Source organism: Arthrobacter monumenti, assembly GCF_054511255.1.
Window position 1 is genome coordinate 12,613 of record NZ_JBTNCY010000014.1, and the last position, 18,742, is coordinate 31,354.

The following is an 18,742-nucleotide window of genomic DNA, read 5'->3' on the forward strand; positions in this document are numbered from 1 at the left end:
GAGCTGCGTTGATGCCGGCAACGGTTGCGGAACACCAACGCAGAGTGCTGGAGCTGTTGCGTCCGCTGGCCACCCTGGGTGCTGAAACGGTGCCGCTCGCAGGAGCGGTTCATCGCGTCCTGGCGGAGGAGCTGCCGGCACCGATATCGCTGCCCTCGTTCGATAATTCGCAAATGGACGGTTATGCCGTCCGTTCATCCGACTTGGCGGACGCGGGACACGGCGGCGGGTCAATTGAAACCGTTACGCTTTCGGTTGGCGCTGCGATCCCGGCAGGAGTTGAGCCGGCTCCCCTCGAACCCGGCTATGCCGCGCCGATCATGACCGGTGCCATGCTCCCGCAAGGTGCGGACGCCGTCGTACCGATTGAACAGGCGTCGCCGGACACATTTTTCCCGGATAACGACGGCGGAAGTCAGGTGGTTGCGCTTCCCACCGGCACGCCGCCGGACCAATTCGTCCGCCGGACCGGCAGCGACATCGCCGCAGGCGCGACCGCCATGCGCGGCGGAACCGTCCTGCAGGCTCCGCAGCTGGGGCTGCTGGCCGCCTTCGGAATGGCGGAGGTAAAGGTCCGGAAGCGTCCCACCGTCCTGCTGCTCGCGACCGGCGACGAGGTGGTCCAGCCCGGAGAACAGCTCCCGCCCGGCCGGATCTACGACGCGAACACCACGCTGCTGCGCACCTCGCTGGAGGTAGCCGGTGTACTGGTGCGGAACTGCCGGTTGGTGACGGACGAGGTGGGACCTTTCCTGGATCAGCTGCGCCGCGACCTGCGCGAAGGCCATGTTGACCTGATCCTGACCGCCGGAGGCATCAGCAAGGGCGCCTATGAGGTCGTCCGGCAGGCTCTGGCGCACCAGCCGGTGGAATTCACCTCTGTGGCGATGCAGCCGGGCGGCCCGCAGGCCATCGGCCTGGTCGATTCGGTACCGTTCATTGGTTTTCCCGGCAACCCGGTCAGCGGGCTCGTTTCCTTCGAAATGTTCCTCCGTCCCGCTCTGGCCGCCCTGACCGGCTGCCCACGGCCGCGGCCGGAACTTACAGCCCGGCTGGCCGGAACGGTGGCCTCGCCGTCGGGGAAGTACCAGGTGCGGCGTGGGGTATATTCCGACGACGGTTCGGTCCGGCTCGTAGGCGGAGCAGGTTCGCATCTGGTGCACGCGCTCGCCGAGGCTAACGCGCTGGTCCATATTCCTGACGGCACGGCCAACGTCGAGGCGGGGGAGAAGGTACGGATCTGGCTGCTGGATCATCCGCAGCAACAAATGACTGAAGAGGGCAATTCATGACAGAACCAACAGACCCGGCAGAGCCAACAGACCCGGCAGAACCAACAAAACCTTCAGACGCGAGGGCGGAAACATCAGGGCTGACCCATGTCCGCCCGGACGGGACCGCGCACATGGTGGACGTCTCCGCCAAGCGCGAGACGGCGCGCCGGGCCACCGCTGAGGCATGGCTGCATACCAATGCCGGTGTGGTGGAAATGATCAGCACAGGAGAGCTGCCCAAGGGCGACGCGCTCGCCGTTGCCAGGGTGGCGGGCATCATGGGAGCCAAACAGACGTCGTCGTTGATCCCGCTGTGCCATCCATTGCCGCTGAGCAAGGTCACCGTCGATTTTGCCCCACAGGAAAGCGGAGTCCGCATTGAGGCGCAGGTCAGTACGACGGCGGTGACCGGCGTCGAGATGGAGGCGTTGACCGCCGTCTCGGTCGCAGCCCTGACGCTGTACGACATGATCAAGGCGGTGGACAAGCACGCCGAAATCTCGGGGATCAAGGTCCTCGCCAAGAGCGGCGGCAAGAGCGGAGACTGGACCGTATGAGATCCGCCGGCATCATCATCGCCTCCACAAGGGCCGCCGCTGGGGTGTATGAGGACAAGTGCGGCCCACTGATCAGGAATTGGCTCGAGGACTGTGGCTACAGCGTGGACCGGACCGAGGTGATTCCGGATGGCGAACCGGTGCGGGCGGTGCTGGCGGAGATGCTTAAACAGCGGCCCTCTGTGGTGATCACCAGCGGCGGCACCGGACTGAGCCCGGACGACCGGACCCCGGAGATCACCGAAGGTTTCCTTGACCGGCAGCTCCCGGGCGTGATGGAAGCCATCCGCTCCGCCGGCCGGGCCAACACACCGCTGGCGAGCCTGAGCCGGGGCTGGGCCGGGACCGCGGGGCCGACCTTCGTGATCAACCTTCCGGGATCGCCCGGCGGGGTGCAGGATGGGCTGAATGTCCTGGAACCTATGCTGGACCATATTTGTGAGCAGTTGGAGGGACAGAATGCACACGGTTAACGAGGGCCCGGTTCTGGCCGCTCTGGTCAGCGCGGAGCCGCTCAGCCTGGAGACGGCGATGGCGGCGGTCAGCTCGGAGGAGTGCGGAGCCGTCGTCAGCTTCAGCGGCGTGATCCGGGACCACGACGGCGGCAGGGAAGTGGAACGGCTGAGCTACAGTTCACATCCAACCGCCGGCGCTGTCATCCAGCGGCTCGCCGACGAGGCCGCGGCGGCTCATCCCGGTGTGCGGTTGTGGGTTGGACACCGGATCGGAGACTTGCAGATTGGTGATACTGCTCTCGTCTGCGCGGCGGCGGCAGCCCACCGCAGAGCAGCCTTTGAGGCGTGTTCCATGCTGGTTGAGCGGGTTAAGGCGGAGGTGCCCATCTGGAAGGAGCAGTTCTTTACCGATGGCGATGTTGAGTGGGTCGGTATCGGCTAACGGCCGTTGGTGACTGTCAGTAACGGCCGAAAGCCACCGGTACGCTGGATGTATGAGTAGACGAGTGCGAGTGGCCGTTCTGGGTGCCCGGGGCCGGATGGGCTCGGCAGCCGTCCGTGCCGTCGAGGCGGCCGAAGACTTGGAGTTGACGGCCGCCCTTGGCCGGGGAGATTCACTGGAGACGCTGACGGAATCGGGGACCGACGTCGTCGTTGATTTGACTGTTCCCTCCAGCAGCGAAGAAAACGTCGGATTCGCCGTCCAGCACGGTATACACGCCGTCGTTGGCACCACCGGATGGGATGAGGAGCGGTTGTCGGCATTGTCCGAACTGCTGGAACAGCATCCCGGAACCGGCGTACTCATCGCCCCGAACTTCGCGCTCGGTTCTGTGTTGGCGACATCGTTCGCGGCCAAAGCGGCGAAATACTTCGAATCTGTTGAGGTGCTGGAACTGCACCATCCGGACAAGGTGGATGCTCCCTCTGGAACGGCTGTCCGGACGGCGCAGCAGATAGCGGCTGCCCGGCGGGAAGCCGGGATAGGTCCGGGCCCCGATGCCACCGAGACCGCCCTCGACGGGGCACGCGGGGCGACCGTTGAGGATATCCACGTGCACAGCGTGCGGCTGCGCGGTCTGGTCGCCCACCAGGAAGTCCTGCTGGGTTCGCCGGGTGAGCAGTTGAGCATCCGGCACGACTCCTTCGACCGGGAATCGTTCATGCCCGGTGTTCTGCTGGGTATCCGGTCCGTGGCGGACCATCCCGGTTTGACGGTGGGACTCGATGGCTATCTGGACCTGGAAGCGTAACGGCGCCGATGAAGACAAAAATCTGGGTATTCCTGGTTGTCCTGCTGCTCGTTTTCTACCTCGTGGTCACCGCCCACCGTGGGTGGATCCTGCTGATGGCCCCCGAAGCCGCCGCGAAAATCCTCGGCGCGGCTATTTTCCTGTTGCCAGTGGTGGGTTTGTGGGCGCTGGTGCGGGAAATCAGTTTCGGTGCCCGGATGGAAAAGCTCGCCAAAATCCTCGCTGCTGAAGGAGGGTTGCCGGAGGACACTCTGCCCCGGACGCCGGCGGGCCGCATTGTCCGCGACGCAGCGGACGCCGAGTTTGAAAAGTACAAGGCTGAAGCGCAGGCAACTCCGGACGATTGGCGTTCCTGGTTCCGTCTCTCCTGCGCCTACGATGCCGCCGGCGACCGGCGCCGGGCCCGCAAATCCATGCGCGATGCCATTTCGATGTACCGCAGCAGCCGGGTCGAAGCCTAACCCCGTCGAAGCCTAAACCCGGTCGGACAGGCTGCCCCGCGCCGTCGTCGTCATCATCGAGGTCATGGACTCCAGCGGCCCGCGCCACTTGAGCAGCGAGAACACCGTTCCGAGCAGGAAGGCAACTGCAGTGTAAATCCAGAACAGGGCCACTTGCCCCAGCGGAGAGTCGTCCGCCGGACCAATTGAGAGCGCGATGATGTGGGCCGTGTACAGGGTCAGTGTCATCGCCCCCGCCCCGGACAGCGGCAGCAGAAGGTTCCGGTACCAATGGGTTGCCAGCAGGCATAAACCGATTGCGACGGCGGCGGTCGCACTGGTGTGCAGCAAATCCAATGTGGTCCCGGAATGCGGCGCAGCGCTGGCCAGCCACCACCATGATCCGGACTGCTCGACCGGAGACAGGCTGACCTGCATCATGGCTTCCAGCGGCACCTGCCTGCCCTGCTCTGTAGACATCAGCGCCAGCAGGCCGCCAAGGTCGTACATGAAGAAGCCGCCCAGCCCTTTAGCGAAGGCGGCGACCCCAATCCCAGCAACAATCAGGGAGACGTGGGTCCGGACCTTGTTCAGATCCAGTCTGCCGATCGCCATGCCGACCAGAAGGTAACCGAGCCACTGTGCCACCGGATAGTAGCCGGTGAAGAAGATGTCGGCGGCGAAGGTTGCCGGATTGAGCAGATCCGTCCAGACGGGGTTATGCCCCAGTTCGGGCTCGGCCAGCGCGTCCCGCAGCAGCGGCCGGACGAGGTGGGCCACGACGGGGGAAACCAACAACCATGCTGTGGCCCATGCGATCAGCGGCCGCAACCGCAGGCCGGCGAAAGGCAGTGCCACCAGGAACAGGAACGCATAGTGGACCAGGATGATCGCGATCGACGTTTCCGTCACGCCGATAGCAAAGCCGAAGACGGCGATCACCAGCGCACGAACGGCCAGCCCGCGCCGGTCGGCGGTCAGTGATTCCCCGCGGTGCGGGTGGTCCCGGCCGGTGTAAAGAGCCAGCGAGACACCGGCCAGGACCGCGAAGAGCGCAGCGGACCTGCCGGAGAAAGTCGTTGCCACAAAGGTGGGAACACCGCCGTCGTAAAGCGGAATGATGTGGGTTGCCATCATTCCGAGCAGCGCCAGTCCACGTGCGGCGTCAATACCAGTCAGGCGGTGGGTGAGCGCATTGGCGCTGGCGCTTGGCATAGCTTGATGCTCTCATGTGGACGGATGCGATAAGCCTTACATTAAGCCAATACCCGGAAAAGGCAGCATGACAGGTAACGTTTTACCTATGGCTGACTCTGACATTGCCCCCGGTGGGTCCCTGTTCGGTTCCCTGCTGACGGCCATGGTCACACCCATGCGCGCGGACGGCACGATTGACCTTGATGAAACCGCCCGTCTCGCGGACAAACTTGTCTCCGACGGGTGCGACGGCCTGGTGGTCGCCGGCACCACGGGCGAGAGCTCGACTCTTGACGATGAGGAAAAGGTGTCGTTGTTCCGCGCCGTGGTCGAGTCTGTTGGCGACCGTGCCAGTGTTATAGCAGGGACCGGCAGCAATGACACGGCGCACTCGGTGCTCCTGTCGGAGATGGCCGCCGGGACCGGCGTCGACGGACTCCTCCTTGTGACCCCGTATTACCTCAAGCCGACCCAGTCAGGCGTGCAGGCACACTTCGAAGCGGTGGCTAATAAGACCGACCTGCCGATCATGCTGTATGACATTCCCGGCCGGTCGTCGGTTCCGATCATGCCCGATACCATGCTGAGGCTCGCGGAACATCCGCAGATCGTCGCCGTTAAGGACGCCAAGGCGGACTTCGCCGCCGCCTCCTACGTAATGGCGAACTCCGATCTGGTGTTTTATTCCGGCGACGACGGCCTCACCTTGCCATGGATGTCGCTCGGTGCCGCCGGCGTTGTGGGCGTGACGACACACCTGGCGACGGCGCAGTTCCGCCAGCTGGTGGATGCCGTCCGGGCGGGAGACCTGCCGACGGCCCGGCGCATTCACTTTGAGCTCGAGCCCGCCATCCGCGCCGCTATGACCCGGGTTCCGGGCGCCGTCGCGGCTAAAGAAATTCTTTCCTGGCAGGGCGTATTGCCGGATCCCACGGTGCGCCTTCCCCTGACTGCACCCACCTCCGCCGAACACGGGCTGATGCGGGCAGACCTCGCTGACGCCGGAATGGAACTATCCCGATGAGCCAAACAGCTATGCCGCGCCTGATGACCCCTCCGCGCCTGAAGGAAGGAACCATGCGGATTGTTCCGCTGGGCGGACTGGGGGAGATCGGCCGCAACATGGCTGTCTTCGAACTGAACGGCAAACTGCTCATCGTCGATTGCGGCGTCCTGTTTCCTGAGGAGCACCAGCCCGGCGTGGACCTGATCCTGCCCGACTTCTCCTACATCGAGGACCGGCTCGACGACATTGTCGCCGTCATATTGACTCACGGACACGAGGACCACATTGGCGCGGTGCCGTACCTGCTCAAGCGCCGCCCGGACATCCCACTGATCGGTTCCCAGCTGACCCTGGCGCTGATCGAGGCCAAGCTGACCGAACACCGCATCAAGCCCTACACGCTCACGGTTTCAGAAGGCCAGATCGAGCGGCTCGGACCGTTCGAATGCGAATTCGTTGCCGTCAACCATTCCATTCCGGATGCGCTCGCGGTCTTCCTCCGGACCGAGGCCGGCAACGTCCTGCATACCGGTGACTTCAAGATGGACCAATTGCCCCTCGACGGCCGGATCACGGACCTGCGCGCCTTCTCCCGGCTCGGCGAAGAGGGCGTGGACCTGCTCATGGTTGACTCCACCAATGCGGATGTTCCTGGATTCACGACGGCGGAACGCGAGATTGGCCCGACGCTGGAGGGAATCTTCGGCTCGGTCCGGAAGCGCATCATTGTCGCGTCATTTTCGTCCCATGTGCACCGGGTCCAGCAGGTGCTGAACGCGGCCGAGAAGGAGGGCCGCAGGGTGGCGTTGGTCGGGCGCTCAATGGTCCGCAACATGAACATTGCCGCCCAGCTGGGATACCTCACCGTGCCGGACGGCATCCTGGTCGACATCAAGAACGTGGACAACATCCCCGATAACCAGATCGTGCTGATGTGTACCGGTTCCCAGGGCGAACCGATGGCAGCACTGTCGAGAATGGCCAATGGCGATCACCGGGTCGAAGTTGGCGACGGCGACACAGTCATCCTCGCCTCATCGCTGATTCCGGGCAACGAGAACGCGGTTTTCCGGGTCATCAACGGTTTGCTCAAGCTCGGCGCGGACGTCGTGCACAAGGGCAGCGCCAAAGTGCACGTCTCCGGCCATGCCGCGGCGGGGGAGCTGCTTTACTGCTACAACATCCTCCGTCCACGCAATGTCATGCCGGTCCATGGCGAGACACGGCACCTGATCGCCAATGGCCGGCTTGCGGAGCAGACCGGGATCCCGCAGAAGAACATCCTGCTGACCGATGACGGATCTGTCGTCGACCTGGTGGATGGAAAGGCGCGGATCGTGGGTTCGGTCGAATGCGGTTACGTATATGTCGATGGCTCGAGCGTTGGAGAAATCACCGACGCGGATCTGAAAGACCGGCGGATCCTCGGCGATGAAGGATTCATCTCCATCATCGCGGTGGTCAACCGCTCGACCGGCAAGATTGTCACCGGACCGGAGATCCATGCCCGCGGCTTCGCCGAGGATGACGCCGTCTTCGACGAGATCATTCCAAAAATCAATGCGGCTCTTGAGGAGGGTGTGACCAACAGCAAGGACCACACCACCTACCAGCTGCAGCAGTCGGTGCGGCGCGTGGTGGGTACTTGGGTGAACAAGCGGTATCGCCGTCGTCCAATGATCATTCCCGTGGTGCTGGAGGCTTAAACCCCTCCGCCTGCCCGCGGATGTGGCGGGCGACACCGGGCATGGACGCCCCAAATCCACGGGCCCGGGCCGGATCCGGAGTACCGTAGATACTATGGCGACTCGTACTTCCCCCGCCCGTCAGACAGGCACGCAGTCGCGCAGTAAAAGCTCAAGCAGTGCTGCGCGCTCTTCTTCGGCACGTTCCAAGAGCAGTTCCGGATCGTCAAAATCACAGCCTGAACCTGTTGAAACCCGGCCCGCCTGGCCGGTGCGCATGATCACCGGGAGCTGGATGGGAATGGCCCGTTTGACCGCCGGCGGTATCCGGCGGATGGGCCATGACGTCAGCAGTGTCGACCCGGCCGTCCGGCGTGACGGTGCCGGGTTTTTCCTGCTGGTGCTCGGCGCGCTGGTCGCTGCCGTGGAATGGTGGGCGCTGACCGGTTGGTTCGCCCGCGGGGTTCACGCCGTCGCCGCCGGAACTTTGGGCTGGATGGCTCTGACACTGCCGTTCGTGCTACTGATCTGTGCCGTCCGGCTGATCCGCCGCCCGGAAGATCCGAGGGGGAACAACCGGGTTGGCATCGGATTGCTGGTCATGCTTTTCAGCGGCTGCGGAATCTCCCACATCGTCGGTGGAGAACCACGCCTGATCATTGGCCTCGAACCACTTTGGGACGCAGGCGGCATGGTGGGCTTCCTGCTCGCCGCTCCACTGGCCGCGGCAATCACGAAGTGGGGCGTACTCGTGCTGCTCAGCGTGCTCGGCTTCACCGGCATGCTGATCGTCACCGCCACACCTTACCGGGCCATTCCAGCGCGGCTGCGGGCGCTCTATGAGCACCTGATGGGTCAGGACCTGCCCGCCTATCCGGCCGAAGGAGATGACGACGGGCACGACCAAAGCTACCTCTACGGCGACAAGAAGACCAAGAAGCAGCCGAAGGCGGCCAGGAAACGCGGACTGCGCCGGAAGAAAAACCAGGATCACGACGCCGGAGAGTTGGACGGCTACTACGGTGATGAGGCGTTCGAACGCGCCGTGCTGGACGACGAGCAGAAACCGGAAGCTGCGGGTCCCGCTCTGCCCCCGGGTGTGAAACGGCCGACGGCATCCGAACTTGCCACCAGGAAAATCAAGCGCCAGCAGGGACTCGGGGAATCGACCGAACAGGCCACCGAGGCAATCAGCATGGTCAATGGAAAGCCGTCTGCCGGAAGCCCCGCCAGGGAAGAGCCTCCCGCGCCCGTGCCGTCGTCGCCGGTGCAGCCGCAAATGCCCGCCGGTCCCATCCCGCAACGAACTGAACAGCTGCAGCTCGCCGGCGATGTCACCTACACCCTTCCCGCCACGGACGCGTTGGCGCCGGGTACTCCGCCCAAGGAACGTTCGGCCGCCAACGAATCCGTCGTCGAGTCCCTGACCAAGGTGTTCAAGGAATTCGGGGTCGATGCCACTGTCAGCGGATTCTCGCGCGGTCCCACGGTAACCCGCTACGAGATCGAGCTCGGGCCGGGCATCAAGGTTGAACGGGTCACGGCACTGTCGAAGAATATCTCGTACGCTGTGGCCAGCGCCGATGTCCGCATCCTTTCGCCGATTCCGGGAAAGTCCGCCATCGGTATCGAGATTCCAAACTCGGACCGCGAAACCGTCTCGCTCGGCGACGTGCTGCGTTCCCAGGTCGCCCGCCGCACCGAACATCCGATGGTGATGGGTGTGGGCAAGGACGTCGAAGGCGGCTTCGTCGTCGCCAACCTGGCGAAGATGCCCCACCTCTTGGTCGCCGGCGCCACCGGAGCGGGTAAATCCTCATTCGTGAACTCAATGATCACCTCAATCCTGATGCGTGCGACGCCGGACGAGGTGCGCATGGTCATGGTGGACCCGAAGCGCGTTGAGTTGACTGCCTACGAGGGCGTCCCGCACCTGATCACGCCGATCATCACCAACCCCAAGAAGGCAGCGGAGGCGCTGCAGTGGGTGGTTCGCGAGATGGACACCCGGTACGACGACCTGTCGACCTACGGTTTCAAGCACATCGATGACTTCAACAAGGCCGTGCGTAACGGGAAGGTGACTCCGCCGCCTGACAGCAAGCGCGTCATGAAGCCGTACCCCTACCTGCTGGTGATGGTGGACGAGCTTGCCGACCTCATGATGGTCGCGCCCCGGGACGTGGAAGATTCCATCGTCCGCATTACGCAGCTGGCACGCGCCGCCGGTATCCACCTGGTGCTCGCAACCCAGCGGCCGTCGGTGGATGTGGTGACCGGACTGATCAAGGCCAACGTGCCCTCACGCATGGCCTTTGCGACGTCGTCTGTCACTGACTCGCGGGTCGTGTTGGACCAGGCCGGCGCCGAGAAGCTGATCGGCCAGGGTGACGCGCTGTTCCTCCCGATGGGAGCCTCCAAACCAATGCGTGTGCAGGGCGCTTGGGTTACCGAAACTGAAATCCACGACGTCGTCGCCCATGTGAAGGGCCAGTTGCAGGCCGTCTACCGTGATGATGTCACCCAAGTGGCGCCGAAGAAGCAGATCGACGACGATATCGGCGACGATATGGATGTCCTGCTGCAGGCAACCGAGCTGGTCGTCACAACTCAGTTTGGTTCGACGTCGATGCTGCAGCGTAAGCTCCGGGTTGGCTTCGCCAAGGCGGGCCGGCTGATGGATCTGCTTGAATCCAGGGGAGTGGTTGGTCCTTCCGAAGGATCCAAGGCACGCGACGTGCTGGTCAGCCCCGACGATCTGGCAGCCACCATGGCGACCATCCGCGGCGACGACCCGCCGGCGCAGGCTTCTCCAGCAGGGGACGATGCCACCCAGCCACACGCCATTCAGGCAGCGGATCCCGCGACCGGCCAGCTAGATCAGGTCGAGGCGTCTCTGCAGCACACGGCCGAGCAGTATTACGACGGCGCAGATGGCGACGACGGGGATTCGTCCGAAGACGCCTGGGGCCTGACCGGCCGCTGACGGGCGGGGAAATCCGGTTGCGCACGGGCTCCAGACACAATACGTTTACCGGCCAGGCGGTTGTAGCCTTAGTAAGTGACTTCTCTGCAGCCTGAAAAAGTTCCAACCCTGAACATCGCCAATGTTCTGACAGTGATCCGCGTGCTGCTGGTGCCGCTGTTTATCTGGTTGCTGCTCCTCGATGAGGGAGAGAACGGCGTTGCGCGGTGGCTGGCTGTGTTGGCATTTGCCGTCGCAATATATACCGACAAGCTCGACGGAGATATTGCCCGCAGCAGGGGCCTGATCACTAATTTCGGTAAGATCGCCGATCCGATCGCCGATAAGCTGCTGATCGGTTCAGCCCTGATCCTTTTGAGCGTTATAGACGGGATGCCTTGGTGGATCACGATTGTCATCCTCGGCAGGGAACTGTTCATTACCGTGCTTCGGTTCGTGGTGATCAGGTACGGCGTTATTCCGGCCTCCCGTGGAGGGAAACTGAAGACGGTGCTGCAGACCGCCGCTGTGCTGTTGTACCTGATGCCGCTGGCGGACCTGCTGGGCGGCTGGATGGAATGGGTCGCGCTGGCGGCCATGCTGATTGCGGCGGCCGTCACTGTCGTCACCGGCGTTGACTACGTGGTCCAAGCGGTGCGGTTGCATTCTGGTGCCCGCGGAACAGACCAGGTGCAGCGGTGACGACTTCCCACCGGACCGAGGCTGCTCCAGATGTGAACCAACTCGTCGCCGATGCCCTGGCCTCCGGCATTACGGTGGCAACCGCGGAATCGTTGACTGCCGGCATGGTCTGCGCCGAGCTTGCTTCTGTTCCCGGCGCGTCGGGCATGCTTAACGGCGCAGTCGTGGCCTACCGGAACACTGTCAAGGAGAATGTGCTTGGCGTCAGCGGCGCCCTGCTGGCCACCAACGGATCCGTTGATGCCGACGTCGCACGTCAAATGGCCCAGGGCGTGCGGCGTCTCGCTGAAGCTTCCCTGGCAGTTGCCACCACCGGCGTCGCCGGCCCTGAACCGCACGATGGCCAGGCTGTAGGCACGGTATATATCGCCCTGGCAGATGAATATGGGGCATGGTCGAGCAAGTATGAATTCTCGGGCAGCCGTGCTGAAATTCAGTCCCAAGCCTGCCGGCATGCCCTGCTGCAGCTTCATCAAGCCATCGACGCGGCGGGCTCATCCAGGTAGATTATCGATGCGTGGGAACAATTTCCTTTTGGCAACAGTTACTAATAGTGTCGGCAGTCGGTGCACTGGCGGCATAAGATGTAGTACAACGGCCCCAGCCGTAAGCAGATCCGGCAGGCAGCGTCCGTAGAGTAAGGGAGCAAGGCGATCCAGATGGTAAAGCAACCCGTATCCGTAAACGGTGTGGTCCGTTGGCGTGATGTGGGTCTGGCAGAAAATGCCCAACCAGAACAGAAGGAGCGCAAAATGGTCGTTCTACGCCATGAGATTGGTGAGGTACTGCGTCAGGTCCGTCAACGCCAGGGCCGCACCCTCCGCGAAGTCTCGCATAATGCACGCGTGTCTCTTGGGTATCTGAGCGAAGTCGAGCGTGGACAGAAGGAAGCCTCATCGGAGCTCCTTTCATCCATCTGCTCGGCACTTGATGTTCCGCTGTCGCTGATGTTGCGCGAAGTGAGTGAGCGTCTGGCCGAGGCGGAAGGCGTAGCCGTTCCAGATACCGTTCCACAGGAATTCTCACGGGAGTTTGCCCGTGACCTGTCCGGGGACCTCACCGACGAACTGGACCGGGGCCTCGCCCCCAGCTCGTACTGATCCCATAACTGAAACAACTAAGACGCTGAAGCCCGCTGGTTCGTCCGGCGGGCTTCACTTTTCTTTGGTGTACTCTTCATTGAGCCTGGCCAGCAGCACAGCCAAATGCTCGACATCATGTTCAGACCAATCCGACAATCTGTTGCGGAAGGCCTGCTTCCGGGCAAGTTGTGTCGCCAAGAGCTGGTTCAGTCCCTTTTCCGTCAAGGTGATCGTCTGCGCCCGTCCGTCGAACGGATCGGCTTGCTTCCTGACGAGGCCCAGGCTTTCCAATAACGTCACCTGGCGGCTGACCGACGGTTTTCCGACGCCAATATTGGCCGCCAGTTCCGTCAGCCGCATCGCCCCTTCACTCTGCAGGATGATGAGCAGACCATAGGCAGCTGGCTCCATGTCTGGATGAACATCACGAGCCACCCGGTGCGAGATCGACCTGGAACGGCGCCACAGCATGCTGAGTTGCTGTTCCAGTTGCTCGATGGCGCTGCGCGGGTCCGGCCCGGTGGAGGACTCCTCGGTCTCACTCATGAACCCATTCTAGAGTGCTGCCGGCTTGGCCGTGCGGGGCAGGATCATGAGAGACTCAACAAGTGCGAATGAGTGAGTTCTGGCGGCTGATGGACGACGAGTTTGGGTCCGGTTATTCCAAAGTCCTCGCTGATGACCTTGTGCTGGCCGGCCTTTCGGGACGCACTGCTGCCGCCGCGCTGAGGGACGGTGAGGACCCCAGGAGGGTGTGGTTCGCCATCTGCGATGTTCAGGACGTTCCCGCCGAACGTCGGTGGGGGCGCGATATTAAGCCACGCAGCAGCTAAGCGACACGCCAGTGTTCCTCTTCGAATACCTGTTCGGACGGCACTAAACTATTAAGCAGAGGACACATCGCCCGCGGATCATGCTTATCCACAATCACCGAATGAGCTCTTGTTCTGTCGGTGGGAGGGTCTAACGTCGTAGCCAGACATATAAACGGCCAACAGGCCACTAGACATCGAGGTGAATAATGCCGGCACCAGCCGATCGCGAGAAGGCCCTGGAAGCCGCTCTGGCGCAAATTGACAAGCAGTATGGCAAGGGATCCATCATGCGTTTGGGTGATGACACCCGTGCGCCGGTTGAGGTGATACCCACTGGAGCCATTTCGCTCGACATTGCCCTTGGTATCGGGGGATTGCCGCGTGGCAGGGTTGTTGAGATTTACGGTCCCGAGTCATCGGGTAAGACGACGGTGGCGCTGCATGCTGTTGCCAATGCGCAGCGCAACGGCGGCATCGCGGCATTCATCGATGCCGAACATGCCCTGGATCCCGAGTATGCGCAAAAACTGGGCGTGGATACTGATGCACTCCTGGTCTCGCAGCCCGACACCGGAGAACAGGCGCTGGAGATCATGGACATGCTGGTCGGTTCCGGATCGTTGGACGTAATTGTCATCGACTCCGTCGCCGCACTGGTGCCGCGGGCCGAAATCGAAGGCGAGATGGGCGACAGCCATGTTGGCCTTCAGGCCCGTTTGATGAGCCAGGCACTGCGTAAGATCGCTGGCCGGCTGAACCAGACCAAGACAACGGCTATCTTCATCAACCAGCTGCGCGAAAAGATCGGTGTCTTTTTCGGCAGCCCGGAAACGACCACCGGTGGCAAGGCCTTGAAGTTCTATGCCTCTGTGCGTATCGACGTCCGCCGCATCCAGACCCTGAAAGAAGGGGCTGACTCGGTTGGCAACAGGACCAAGGCAAAGATCGTCAAGAACAAGATGGCGCCGCCCTTCAAGGTGGCGGAGTTCGACATCATCTACGGCCAGGGGATTTCCCGCGAAGGCGGAATCATCGACATGGGCGTCGAGCATGGACTCATCAAGAAGTCTGGTTCCTGGTTCACCTACGACGGCGACCAGCTGGGCCAGGGAATGGAGAACTCACGGAGGTTCCTGCGGGACAATCCTGAGCTTGCCGACGAACTCGAGCGCCTGATCAAGGAAAAGCTCGGTGTTGGCGCCAAAATTGAAGAGACACCGGAGACTGAACCAAAGCTGAAGGCAGTCGGCGGAGACAAGTTCTAGGAACGGATGGCTCCGTTCAGTAATAGCGGAACGGGTCCGACGCCTGGTACCTCCGCTGATGACACAGCCGAAGCCGATCCGCATGATGTGGCACGGTCCATAGTCTTGCGCCAATTGACTGCCTCACCGAAAAGCCGTCATCAGCTCGCCCGTAAACTGGCGGACCGGGACGTCCCGGACGAGGTTGCCGAGGATGTCCTCGACCGCTTTGAAGAAGTCCAGCTCATTGACGACGCCGAGTTCGCCAGAATGTGGGTGCGCAGCAGAGTCCAAACCAAAGGGTTGGCGGCCCGTGCGCTCCAGCGCGAACTTGCAGACAAGGGCATCACCGGTGATCTGGCCGAAGAGGCGCTGAGCCAGATCACCGACGGCGACGAGTTGCAGGCAGCCCGGGAGCTGGTCGGGAGAAAGCTGAAAACCGACATCGACTACGCCGACCGCGCCGTCCGGGACAAGCACACCAGGCGGTTGGTTTCGATGCTGGCACGCAAAGGGTATTCGCCCTCCCTTGCCTTTCAAGTGGTGGGGGAAGCAATCGACGGGCTCGAAGAGGATTAGCGGCAGGACCTCGTGGTTCCGGCGGCCGCTGACGATTGTGGTCTGCGGGCTGGGACGTCTTACCCTTGTAGGGTGACACTGACCATCCCCGCCCCAAACCATGAGACCTCCAATACACAGCCGAGGACGTACCAGGTACGGACTTTTGGTTGCCAGATGAACGTTCATGATTCAGAACGTATGTCGGGACTCTTGGAGGAAGCTGGCTACGTCGCCGCCGGCGGCGACCAGGCCGACGTCGTCGTTTTCAATACCTGTGCCGTACGGGAAAACGCCGACAACAAGCTGTACGGAAACCTCGGCATGCTGGCTTCGGTGAAGGAAGCACATGAGGGCATGCAGATTGCCGTGGGCGGGTGCCTGGCTCAGAAGGACCAGGATGAGATCATTGCGAAGGCGCCCTGGGTTGACGTGGTATTCGGCACCCACAATATTGGTTCCTTGCCGACCCTGCTCGAACGGGCCCGGCACAATAACGAGGCACAGCTGGAAATCCTCGAGTCACTTGATGTGTTCCCCTCAACCCTGCCCACCAAGCGCGATGCGGTCTACTCGGGTTGGGTCTCCATATCGGTCGGCTGTAACAACACCTGCACGTTCTGCATAGTTCCCTCGTTGCGGGGCAAGGAGCGGGACCGTCGGCCGGGTGACATCCTTGCAGAGATTCAGGCCCTCGTGGACGACGGCGCCATTGAGGTCACGCTGCTGGGGCAGAACGTCAATTCCTACGGAGTTGAATTTGGCGACCGTGGCGCCTTTGCGAAGCTGCTCCGCGCTTGTGGGGAAATCGATGGTCTGGAACGCGTGCGGTTCACCAGCCCGCACCCGGCGGCATTCACCGACGACGTCATTGACGCGATGGCGGAAACACCCAATGTTATGCCGCAACTGCACATGCCGTTGCAGTCCGGCTCCGACAAGGTGCTGAAGGACATGCGCCGGTCCTACCGGTCGAAGAAATTCCTGGGCATTCTGGAGCGGGTACGGGAACGGATCCCGAATGCCGCCATTACCACCGACATCATTGTTGGTTTCCCCGGCGAAACCGAAGAGGATTTCCAAGCCACGCTCGATGTCGTGGAGGCCTCCCGCTTTTCCAGCGCCTTCACCTTCCAATACTCCAAGCGGCCCGGCACGCCGGCGGCCGGGATGGACCACCAGCTGCCAAAAGCAATAGTCCAGGAGCGTTACGAACGGCTCACAGACCTGCAAGACCGGATTTCGGCCGAGGAAAACCGGAAACAAGTTGGGAACCAGGTCGAAGTGATGGTCACTGCCAACCAGGGGCGGAAGGCTGCTGAGACCCACCGGCTTTCCGGCAGGGCAAGGGATCAGCGGCTTGTGCACTTCTCCATTCCGGACGGCGGCACGACGCCACGGCCGGGCGACCTGGTGACGGTGACGATTACCGATGCCGCCCCTTTCCACTTGATCGCTGATCCGGCATCCGCTGATGACAATGATTATCTTGTCCGGAGCTCGCGCGCGGGCGAGGCTTGGGACCGTTCGCAGGCCGAGTCGTGCGGCGCGCCGGTACCCGGTCCTTCCGCGGAGGGAAAAGGCGTCTTACTGGGCATGCCCACATTGCCGCCCCGTGCCTGAGACCGGCTCCCGATTGTTGGAGCCGGGCGGCACGCCACGCGTGCCTGTGGTTGCCGTCGTCGGACCCACAGGATCGGGAAAGTCCGACCTGGCGGTGACATTGGCACAGGAACTCGACGGTGAAATTATCAATGCCGACGCCATGCAGTTCTATCGCGGTATGGATATCGGCACTGCCAAAATGCCCATCGAGGAGCGGAAGGATGTACCGCATCATCTTTTCGACATTCTGGATGTGTCCGAGGAGGCGAGTGTCTCTGCCTTCCAGCATCAGGCGAGGGTTGCCATTCAGAACATCCGTAGCCGCGGCAACGTGCCAATTCTGGTGGGTGGGTCCGGTCTCTATGTCCGGGCGGCACTGGATATCTTGGAGTTTCCTGGTACCGATCCAGCCATCCGTGCCGGTCTCGAGCAGGAGCTTGAACAAGCAGGGGTGGGTCCACTCCTTGAGCAGTTGCACGAAGTGGACCCCATTTCGGCAGAACGGTTGACGGATGCGCGAAGGATTGTGCGCGCGTTGGAGGTGTACCGGCTGACCGGTCGGCAATTCAGCTCATACATGCCCCGGCGTGAGTACTTCCAACCTGCTGTGCAGCTCGGGCTTGAGGTGGACCGGGAGGAATTGAAGGAGCGGCTCGCCCAACGCGTCCACCGGATGGTGGAGTCCGGGTTGGAAGAGGAAGTGCGGATACTGGAGGGGCGTGGACTCCGTAGCGGGAAGACTGCCGCGCGCGCACTCGGTTACGCCCAGTTCCTGCAGGTCATCGACGGGACGATGACTGTCGAGGAAGCGGCCGCTGCCACAATTGCAGCCACCCGCAAGTTTGCCCGCCGTCAGCTGACCTGGTTCCGGGGGGACCCGAGAATCGAATGGTTGCCGTGGATGGACCCGGATCTCGTGGGGAAGGCTCTCGAATCCATAACCAGTACTGTGGAGGAATGAGCGGAAATATGAGTGAGGGTTCCCTCGGGTCATTGGCGGGGCTGCCCTTCAGCAAGGGACACGGAACCGGCAATGATTTTGTCCTGGTGGCCGACCCGGATGGCAAGTATGCCATCGATGAAGCTGCAGTGGTCAGGATCTGCGACCGTCACCAGGGCGTCGGTGGCGACGGCCTGGTCCGCGCCATACATTCCCGCAATCTACCGGAAGGCAGGGCATTGCTCGAGACTGCCGGCGATGCCGAATGGTTTATGGACTATCGCAATTCGGATGGTTCCGCGGTTGAGATGTGCGGCAATGGTGTTCGCGTATTCGTGCACTTCCTCATTGATCAGGGGCTTGTCCACCTGCCGGAGGGAGAAGTCCTCCTCATCGGCACCCGCGGCGGGCCGAAGGCCGTCAAGCGTGAGGCGGAGGGTTACGCCGTCGATATGGGGCCGTGGGACTTTATCTTCCCGGTTGAAGCCGCTAATCAGGGAACGGATTCCCTTGTAGAAGCCGGTGGCTTGCAGGTCGTCCGGCCGGCATTGTCAGTGAATATGGGGAATCCACATACGGTAGTGGCGCTGGCGCATGCGGATGAGCTGCGGACCGCGGATCTTCATCATGCGCCCATAGTTGATCCGACGCCTCCGGACGGAACGAATGTCGAGTTCGTGCTGCCCGCGGACCCGCTCGTGACCGACGGGGTTGGTGTGATCTCAATGCGGGTTCATGAACGCGGCGTGGGCGAGACCCAGTCCTGCGGGACCGGTGCCTGTGCCGCGGCTGTGGCTATCCGTTTCTGGGCGGGCGCCGGTGCACCGGACAACTGGGCTGTCCAAGTGCCGGGCGGCGTCGTTTCGGTGAATTTCTTCACGGCGGACGACGGCCGGGAACACATACTCCTGGGCGGCCCCGCTGTCCTGGTGGCCAATGGGACGCTTGTTTAGTCCATAGAGAC

General features: G+C 62.4%; 20 protein-coding genes. 18 read left to right on the forward strand and 2 right to left on the reverse strand.

Annotation, left to right across the window (positions count from 1 at the left end; genetic code table 11):
- Positions 1-11: 11 nt before the first annotated feature.
- From ACX80B_RS17015 to ACX80B_RS17040, 6 genes are read left to right on the forward strand one after another with little or no spacing between them, the layout of a single operon-like run.
- Positions 12-1,292 (forward strand): molybdopterin molybdotransferase MoeA, encoded by a 1,281-nt coding sequence (locus ACX80B_RS17015; protein ID WP_459298346.1) that lies wholly within the window; start codon positions 12-14, stop codon positions 1,290-1,292.
- Entirely contained in the window at positions 1,289-1,831 is a 543-nt protein-coding gene (gene moaC / locus ACX80B_RS17020) for a cyclic pyranopterin monophosphate synthase MoaC (RefSeq protein WP_459298348.1), read from the forward strand. The genes ACX80B_RS17015 and moaC overlap by 4 nt, the downstream gene beginning before the upstream one ends.
- The gene (locus ACX80B_RS17025) at positions 1,828-2,304 is read left to right on the forward strand and encodes a MogA/MoaB family molybdenum cofactor biosynthesis protein (RefSeq protein WP_459298350.1); all 477 of its coding nucleotides are present in this window, start codon (positions 1,828-1,830) and stop codon (positions 2,302-2,304) included. The genes moaC and ACX80B_RS17025 overlap by 4 nt, the downstream gene beginning before the upstream one ends.
- Complete coding sequence (locus tag ACX80B_RS17030) at positions 2,291-2,728, forward strand: molybdenum cofactor biosynthesis protein MoaE (protein ID WP_459298352.1); 438 nt, start codon at positions 2,291-2,293, stop codon at positions 2,726-2,728. Before ACX80B_RS17025 ends, ACX80B_RS17030 begins: the two co-directional genes overlap by 14 nt.
- Before the next feature lie 52 nt (positions 2,729-2,780).
- Positions 2,781-3,539, forward strand: a complete 759-nt coding sequence (dapB, locus tag ACX80B_RS17035) for a 4-hydroxy-tetrahydrodipicolinate reductase (RefSeq protein ID WP_459298354.1) — start codon at positions 2,781-2,783, stop codon at positions 3,537-3,539.
- Between the two features lie 8 nt (positions 3,540-3,547).
- Entirely contained in the window at positions 3,548-4,000 is a 453-nt protein-coding gene (locus ACX80B_RS17040) for a hypothetical protein (protein WP_459298356.1), read from the forward strand.
- 12 nt (positions 4,001-4,012) lie between these two features.
- Here the strand turns inward: ACX80B_RS17040 and ACX80B_RS17045 are convergent, their stop codons facing one another.
- On the reverse strand, positions 4,013-5,194 hold the full coding sequence (locus ACX80B_RS17045; RefSeq protein ID WP_459298358.1) for a heparan-alpha-glucosaminide N-acetyltransferase domain-containing protein: 1,182 nt from the start codon (positions 5,192-5,194) through the stop codon (positions 4,013-4,015).
- A gap of 88 nt (positions 5,195-5,282) precedes the next feature.
- Between ACX80B_RS17045 and dapA the strand changes: the two genes are divergently transcribed.
- The 6 genes from dapA (at position 5,283) to ACX80B_RS17075 (ending at position 12,634) form a co-directional block, all read left to right on the forward strand.
- Positions 5,283-6,200: a 4-hydroxy-tetrahydrodipicolinate synthase gene (gene dapA, locus ACX80B_RS17050; RefSeq protein WP_459298360.1), complete on the forward strand. Its 918-nt coding sequence runs from the start codon at positions 5,283-5,285 to the stop codon at positions 6,198-6,200.
- A complete protein-coding gene (locus ACX80B_RS17055; protein ID WP_459298362.1) occupies positions 6,197-7,888 on the forward strand; it encodes a ribonuclease J in 1,692 nt (563 codons plus the stop codon). The genes dapA and ACX80B_RS17055 overlap by 4 nt, the downstream gene beginning before the upstream one ends.
- Before the next feature lie 94 nt (positions 7,889-7,982).
- The gene (locus tag ACX80B_RS17060) at positions 7,983-10,853 is read left to right on the forward strand and encodes an FtsK/SpoIIIE family DNA translocase (RefSeq protein ID WP_459298364.1); all 2,871 of its coding nucleotides are present in this window, start codon (positions 7,983-7,985) and stop codon (positions 10,851-10,853) included.
- 75 nt (positions 10,854-10,928) lie between these two features.
- Positions 10,929-11,534, forward strand: a complete 606-nt coding sequence (gene pgsA, locus ACX80B_RS17065) for a CDP-diacylglycerol--glycerol-3-phosphate 3-phosphatidyltransferase (protein WP_459298366.1) — start codon at positions 10,929-10,931, stop codon at positions 11,532-11,534.
- The gene (locus tag ACX80B_RS17070; RefSeq protein WP_459298368.1) at positions 11,531-12,040 is read left to right on the forward strand and encodes a CinA family protein; all 510 of its coding nucleotides are present in this window, start codon (positions 11,531-11,533) and stop codon (positions 12,038-12,040) included. The genes pgsA and ACX80B_RS17070 overlap by 4 nt, the downstream gene beginning before the upstream one ends.
- A gap of 153 nt (positions 12,041-12,193) precedes the next feature.
- Complete coding sequence (locus ACX80B_RS17075) at positions 12,194-12,634, forward strand: helix-turn-helix domain-containing protein (RefSeq protein ID WP_459298370.1); 441 nt, start codon at positions 12,194-12,196, stop codon at positions 12,632-12,634.
- A gap of 54 nt (positions 12,635-12,688) precedes the next feature.
- Here ACX80B_RS17075 and ACX80B_RS17080 read toward each other — a convergent pair whose 3' ends face one another.
- Positions 12,689-13,162 carry a MarR family winged helix-turn-helix transcriptional regulator gene (locus ACX80B_RS17080; protein ID WP_459298372.1) on the reverse strand — a complete coding sequence of 158 codons (474 nt, stop codon included), beginning with the start codon at positions 13,160-13,162 and terminating at the stop codon, positions 12,689-12,691.
- A gap of 62 nt (positions 13,163-13,224) precedes the next feature.
- On the opposite strand from ACX80B_RS17080, the gene ACX80B_RS17085 reads away from it, so the two are divergent.
- The 6 genes from ACX80B_RS17085 to dapF all read left to right on the forward strand — a co-directional run bounded on the left by ACX80B_RS17085 (position 13,225) and on the right by dapF (position 18,731).
- Positions 13,225-13,449: a DUF3046 domain-containing protein gene (locus ACX80B_RS17085; protein WP_459298374.1), complete on the forward strand. Its 225-nt coding sequence runs from the start codon at positions 13,225-13,227 to the stop codon at positions 13,447-13,449.
- A gap of 188 nt (positions 13,450-13,637) precedes the next feature.
- A complete protein-coding gene (gene recA / locus ACX80B_RS17090) occupies positions 13,638-14,696 on the forward strand; it encodes a recombinase RecA (protein WP_026536251.1) in 1,059 nt (352 codons plus the stop codon).
- 87 nt (positions 14,697-14,783) lie between these two features.
- Positions 14,784-15,254 (forward strand): regulatory protein RecX, encoded by a 471-nt coding sequence (locus ACX80B_RS17095; RefSeq protein ID WP_459298455.1) that lies wholly within the window; start codon positions 14,784-14,786, stop codon positions 15,252-15,254.
- Positions 15,255-15,326: 72 nt separating this feature from the next.
- Positions 15,327-16,856 carry a tRNA (N6-isopentenyl adenosine(37)-C2)-methylthiotransferase MiaB gene (gene miaB / locus ACX80B_RS17100; RefSeq protein ID WP_459298376.1) on the forward strand — a complete coding sequence of 510 codons (1,530 nt, stop codon included), beginning with the start codon at positions 15,327-15,329 and terminating at the stop codon, positions 16,854-16,856.
- Positions 16,849-17,799 carry a tRNA (adenosine(37)-N6)-dimethylallyltransferase MiaA gene (gene miaA, locus ACX80B_RS17105; RefSeq protein ID WP_459298378.1) on the forward strand — a complete coding sequence of 317 codons (951 nt, stop codon included), beginning with the start codon at positions 16,849-16,851 and terminating at the stop codon, positions 17,797-17,799. The genes miaB and miaA overlap by 8 nt, the downstream gene beginning before the upstream one ends.
- On the forward strand, positions 17,796-18,731 hold the full coding sequence (gene dapF, locus ACX80B_RS17110) for a diaminopimelate epimerase (RefSeq protein WP_459298380.1): 936 nt from the start codon (positions 17,796-17,798) through the stop codon (positions 18,729-18,731). The genes miaA and dapF overlap by 4 nt, the downstream gene beginning before the upstream one ends.
- Positions 18,732-18,742: the final 11 nt, after the last annotated feature.

Bases quoted from the DNA above. Each gene is read 5' to 3' on its own strand.
- ACX80B_RS17015 (WP_459298346.1), top strand. From the start codon at position 12: ATGCCGGCAACGGTTGCGGAACACCAACGCAGAGTGCTGGAGCTGTTG.
- ACX80B_RS17030 (WP_459298352.1), top strand. From the start codon at position 2,291: ATGCACACGGTTAACGAGGGCCCGGTTCTGGCCGCTCTGGTCAGCGCG.
- ACX80B_RS17040 (WP_459298356.1), top strand. From the start codon at position 3,548: ATGAAGACAAAAATCTGGGTATTCCTGGTTGTCCTGCTGCTCGTTTTC.
- ACX80B_RS17045 (WP_459298358.1), bottom strand. From the start codon at position 5,194: ATGCCAAGCGCCAGCGCCAATGCGCTCACCCACCGCCTGACTGGTATT.
- dapB (WP_459298354.1), top strand. From the start codon at position 2,781: ATGAGTAGACGAGTGCGAGTGGCCGTTCTGGGTGCCCGGGGCCGGATG.
- recA (WP_026536251.1), top strand. From the start codon at position 13,638: ATGCCGGCACCAGCCGATCGCGAGAAGGCCCTGGAAGCCGCTCTGGCG.
- dapF (WP_459298380.1), top strand. From the start codon at position 17,796: ATGAGCGGAAATATGAGTGAGGGTTCCCTCGGGTCATTGGCGGGGCTG.
- moaC (WP_459298348.1), top strand. From the start codon at position 1,289: ATGACAGAACCAACAGACCCGGCAGAGCCAACAGACCCGGCAGAACCA.
- ACX80B_RS17025 (WP_459298350.1), top strand. From the start codon at position 1,828: ATGAGATCCGCCGGCATCATCATCGCCTCCACAAGGGCCGCCGCTGGG.
- ACX80B_RS17080 (WP_459298372.1), bottom strand. From the start codon at position 13,162: ATGAGTGAGACCGAGGAGTCCTCCACCGGGCCGGACCCGCGCAGCGCC.
- dapA (WP_459298360.1), top strand. From the start codon at position 5,283: ATGGCTGACTCTGACATTGCCCCCGGTGGGTCCCTGTTCGGTTCCCTG.
- ACX80B_RS17075 (WP_459298370.1), top strand. From the start codon at position 12,194: ATGGTAAAGCAACCCGTATCCGTAAACGGTGTGGTCCGTTGGCGTGAT.
- ACX80B_RS17060 (WP_459298364.1), top strand. From the start codon at position 7,983: ATGGCGACTCGTACTTCCCCCGCCCGTCAGACAGGCACGCAGTCGCGC.
- ACX80B_RS17055 (WP_459298362.1), top strand. From the start codon at position 6,197: ATGAGCCAAACAGCTATGCCGCGCCTGATGACCCCTCCGCGCCTGAAG.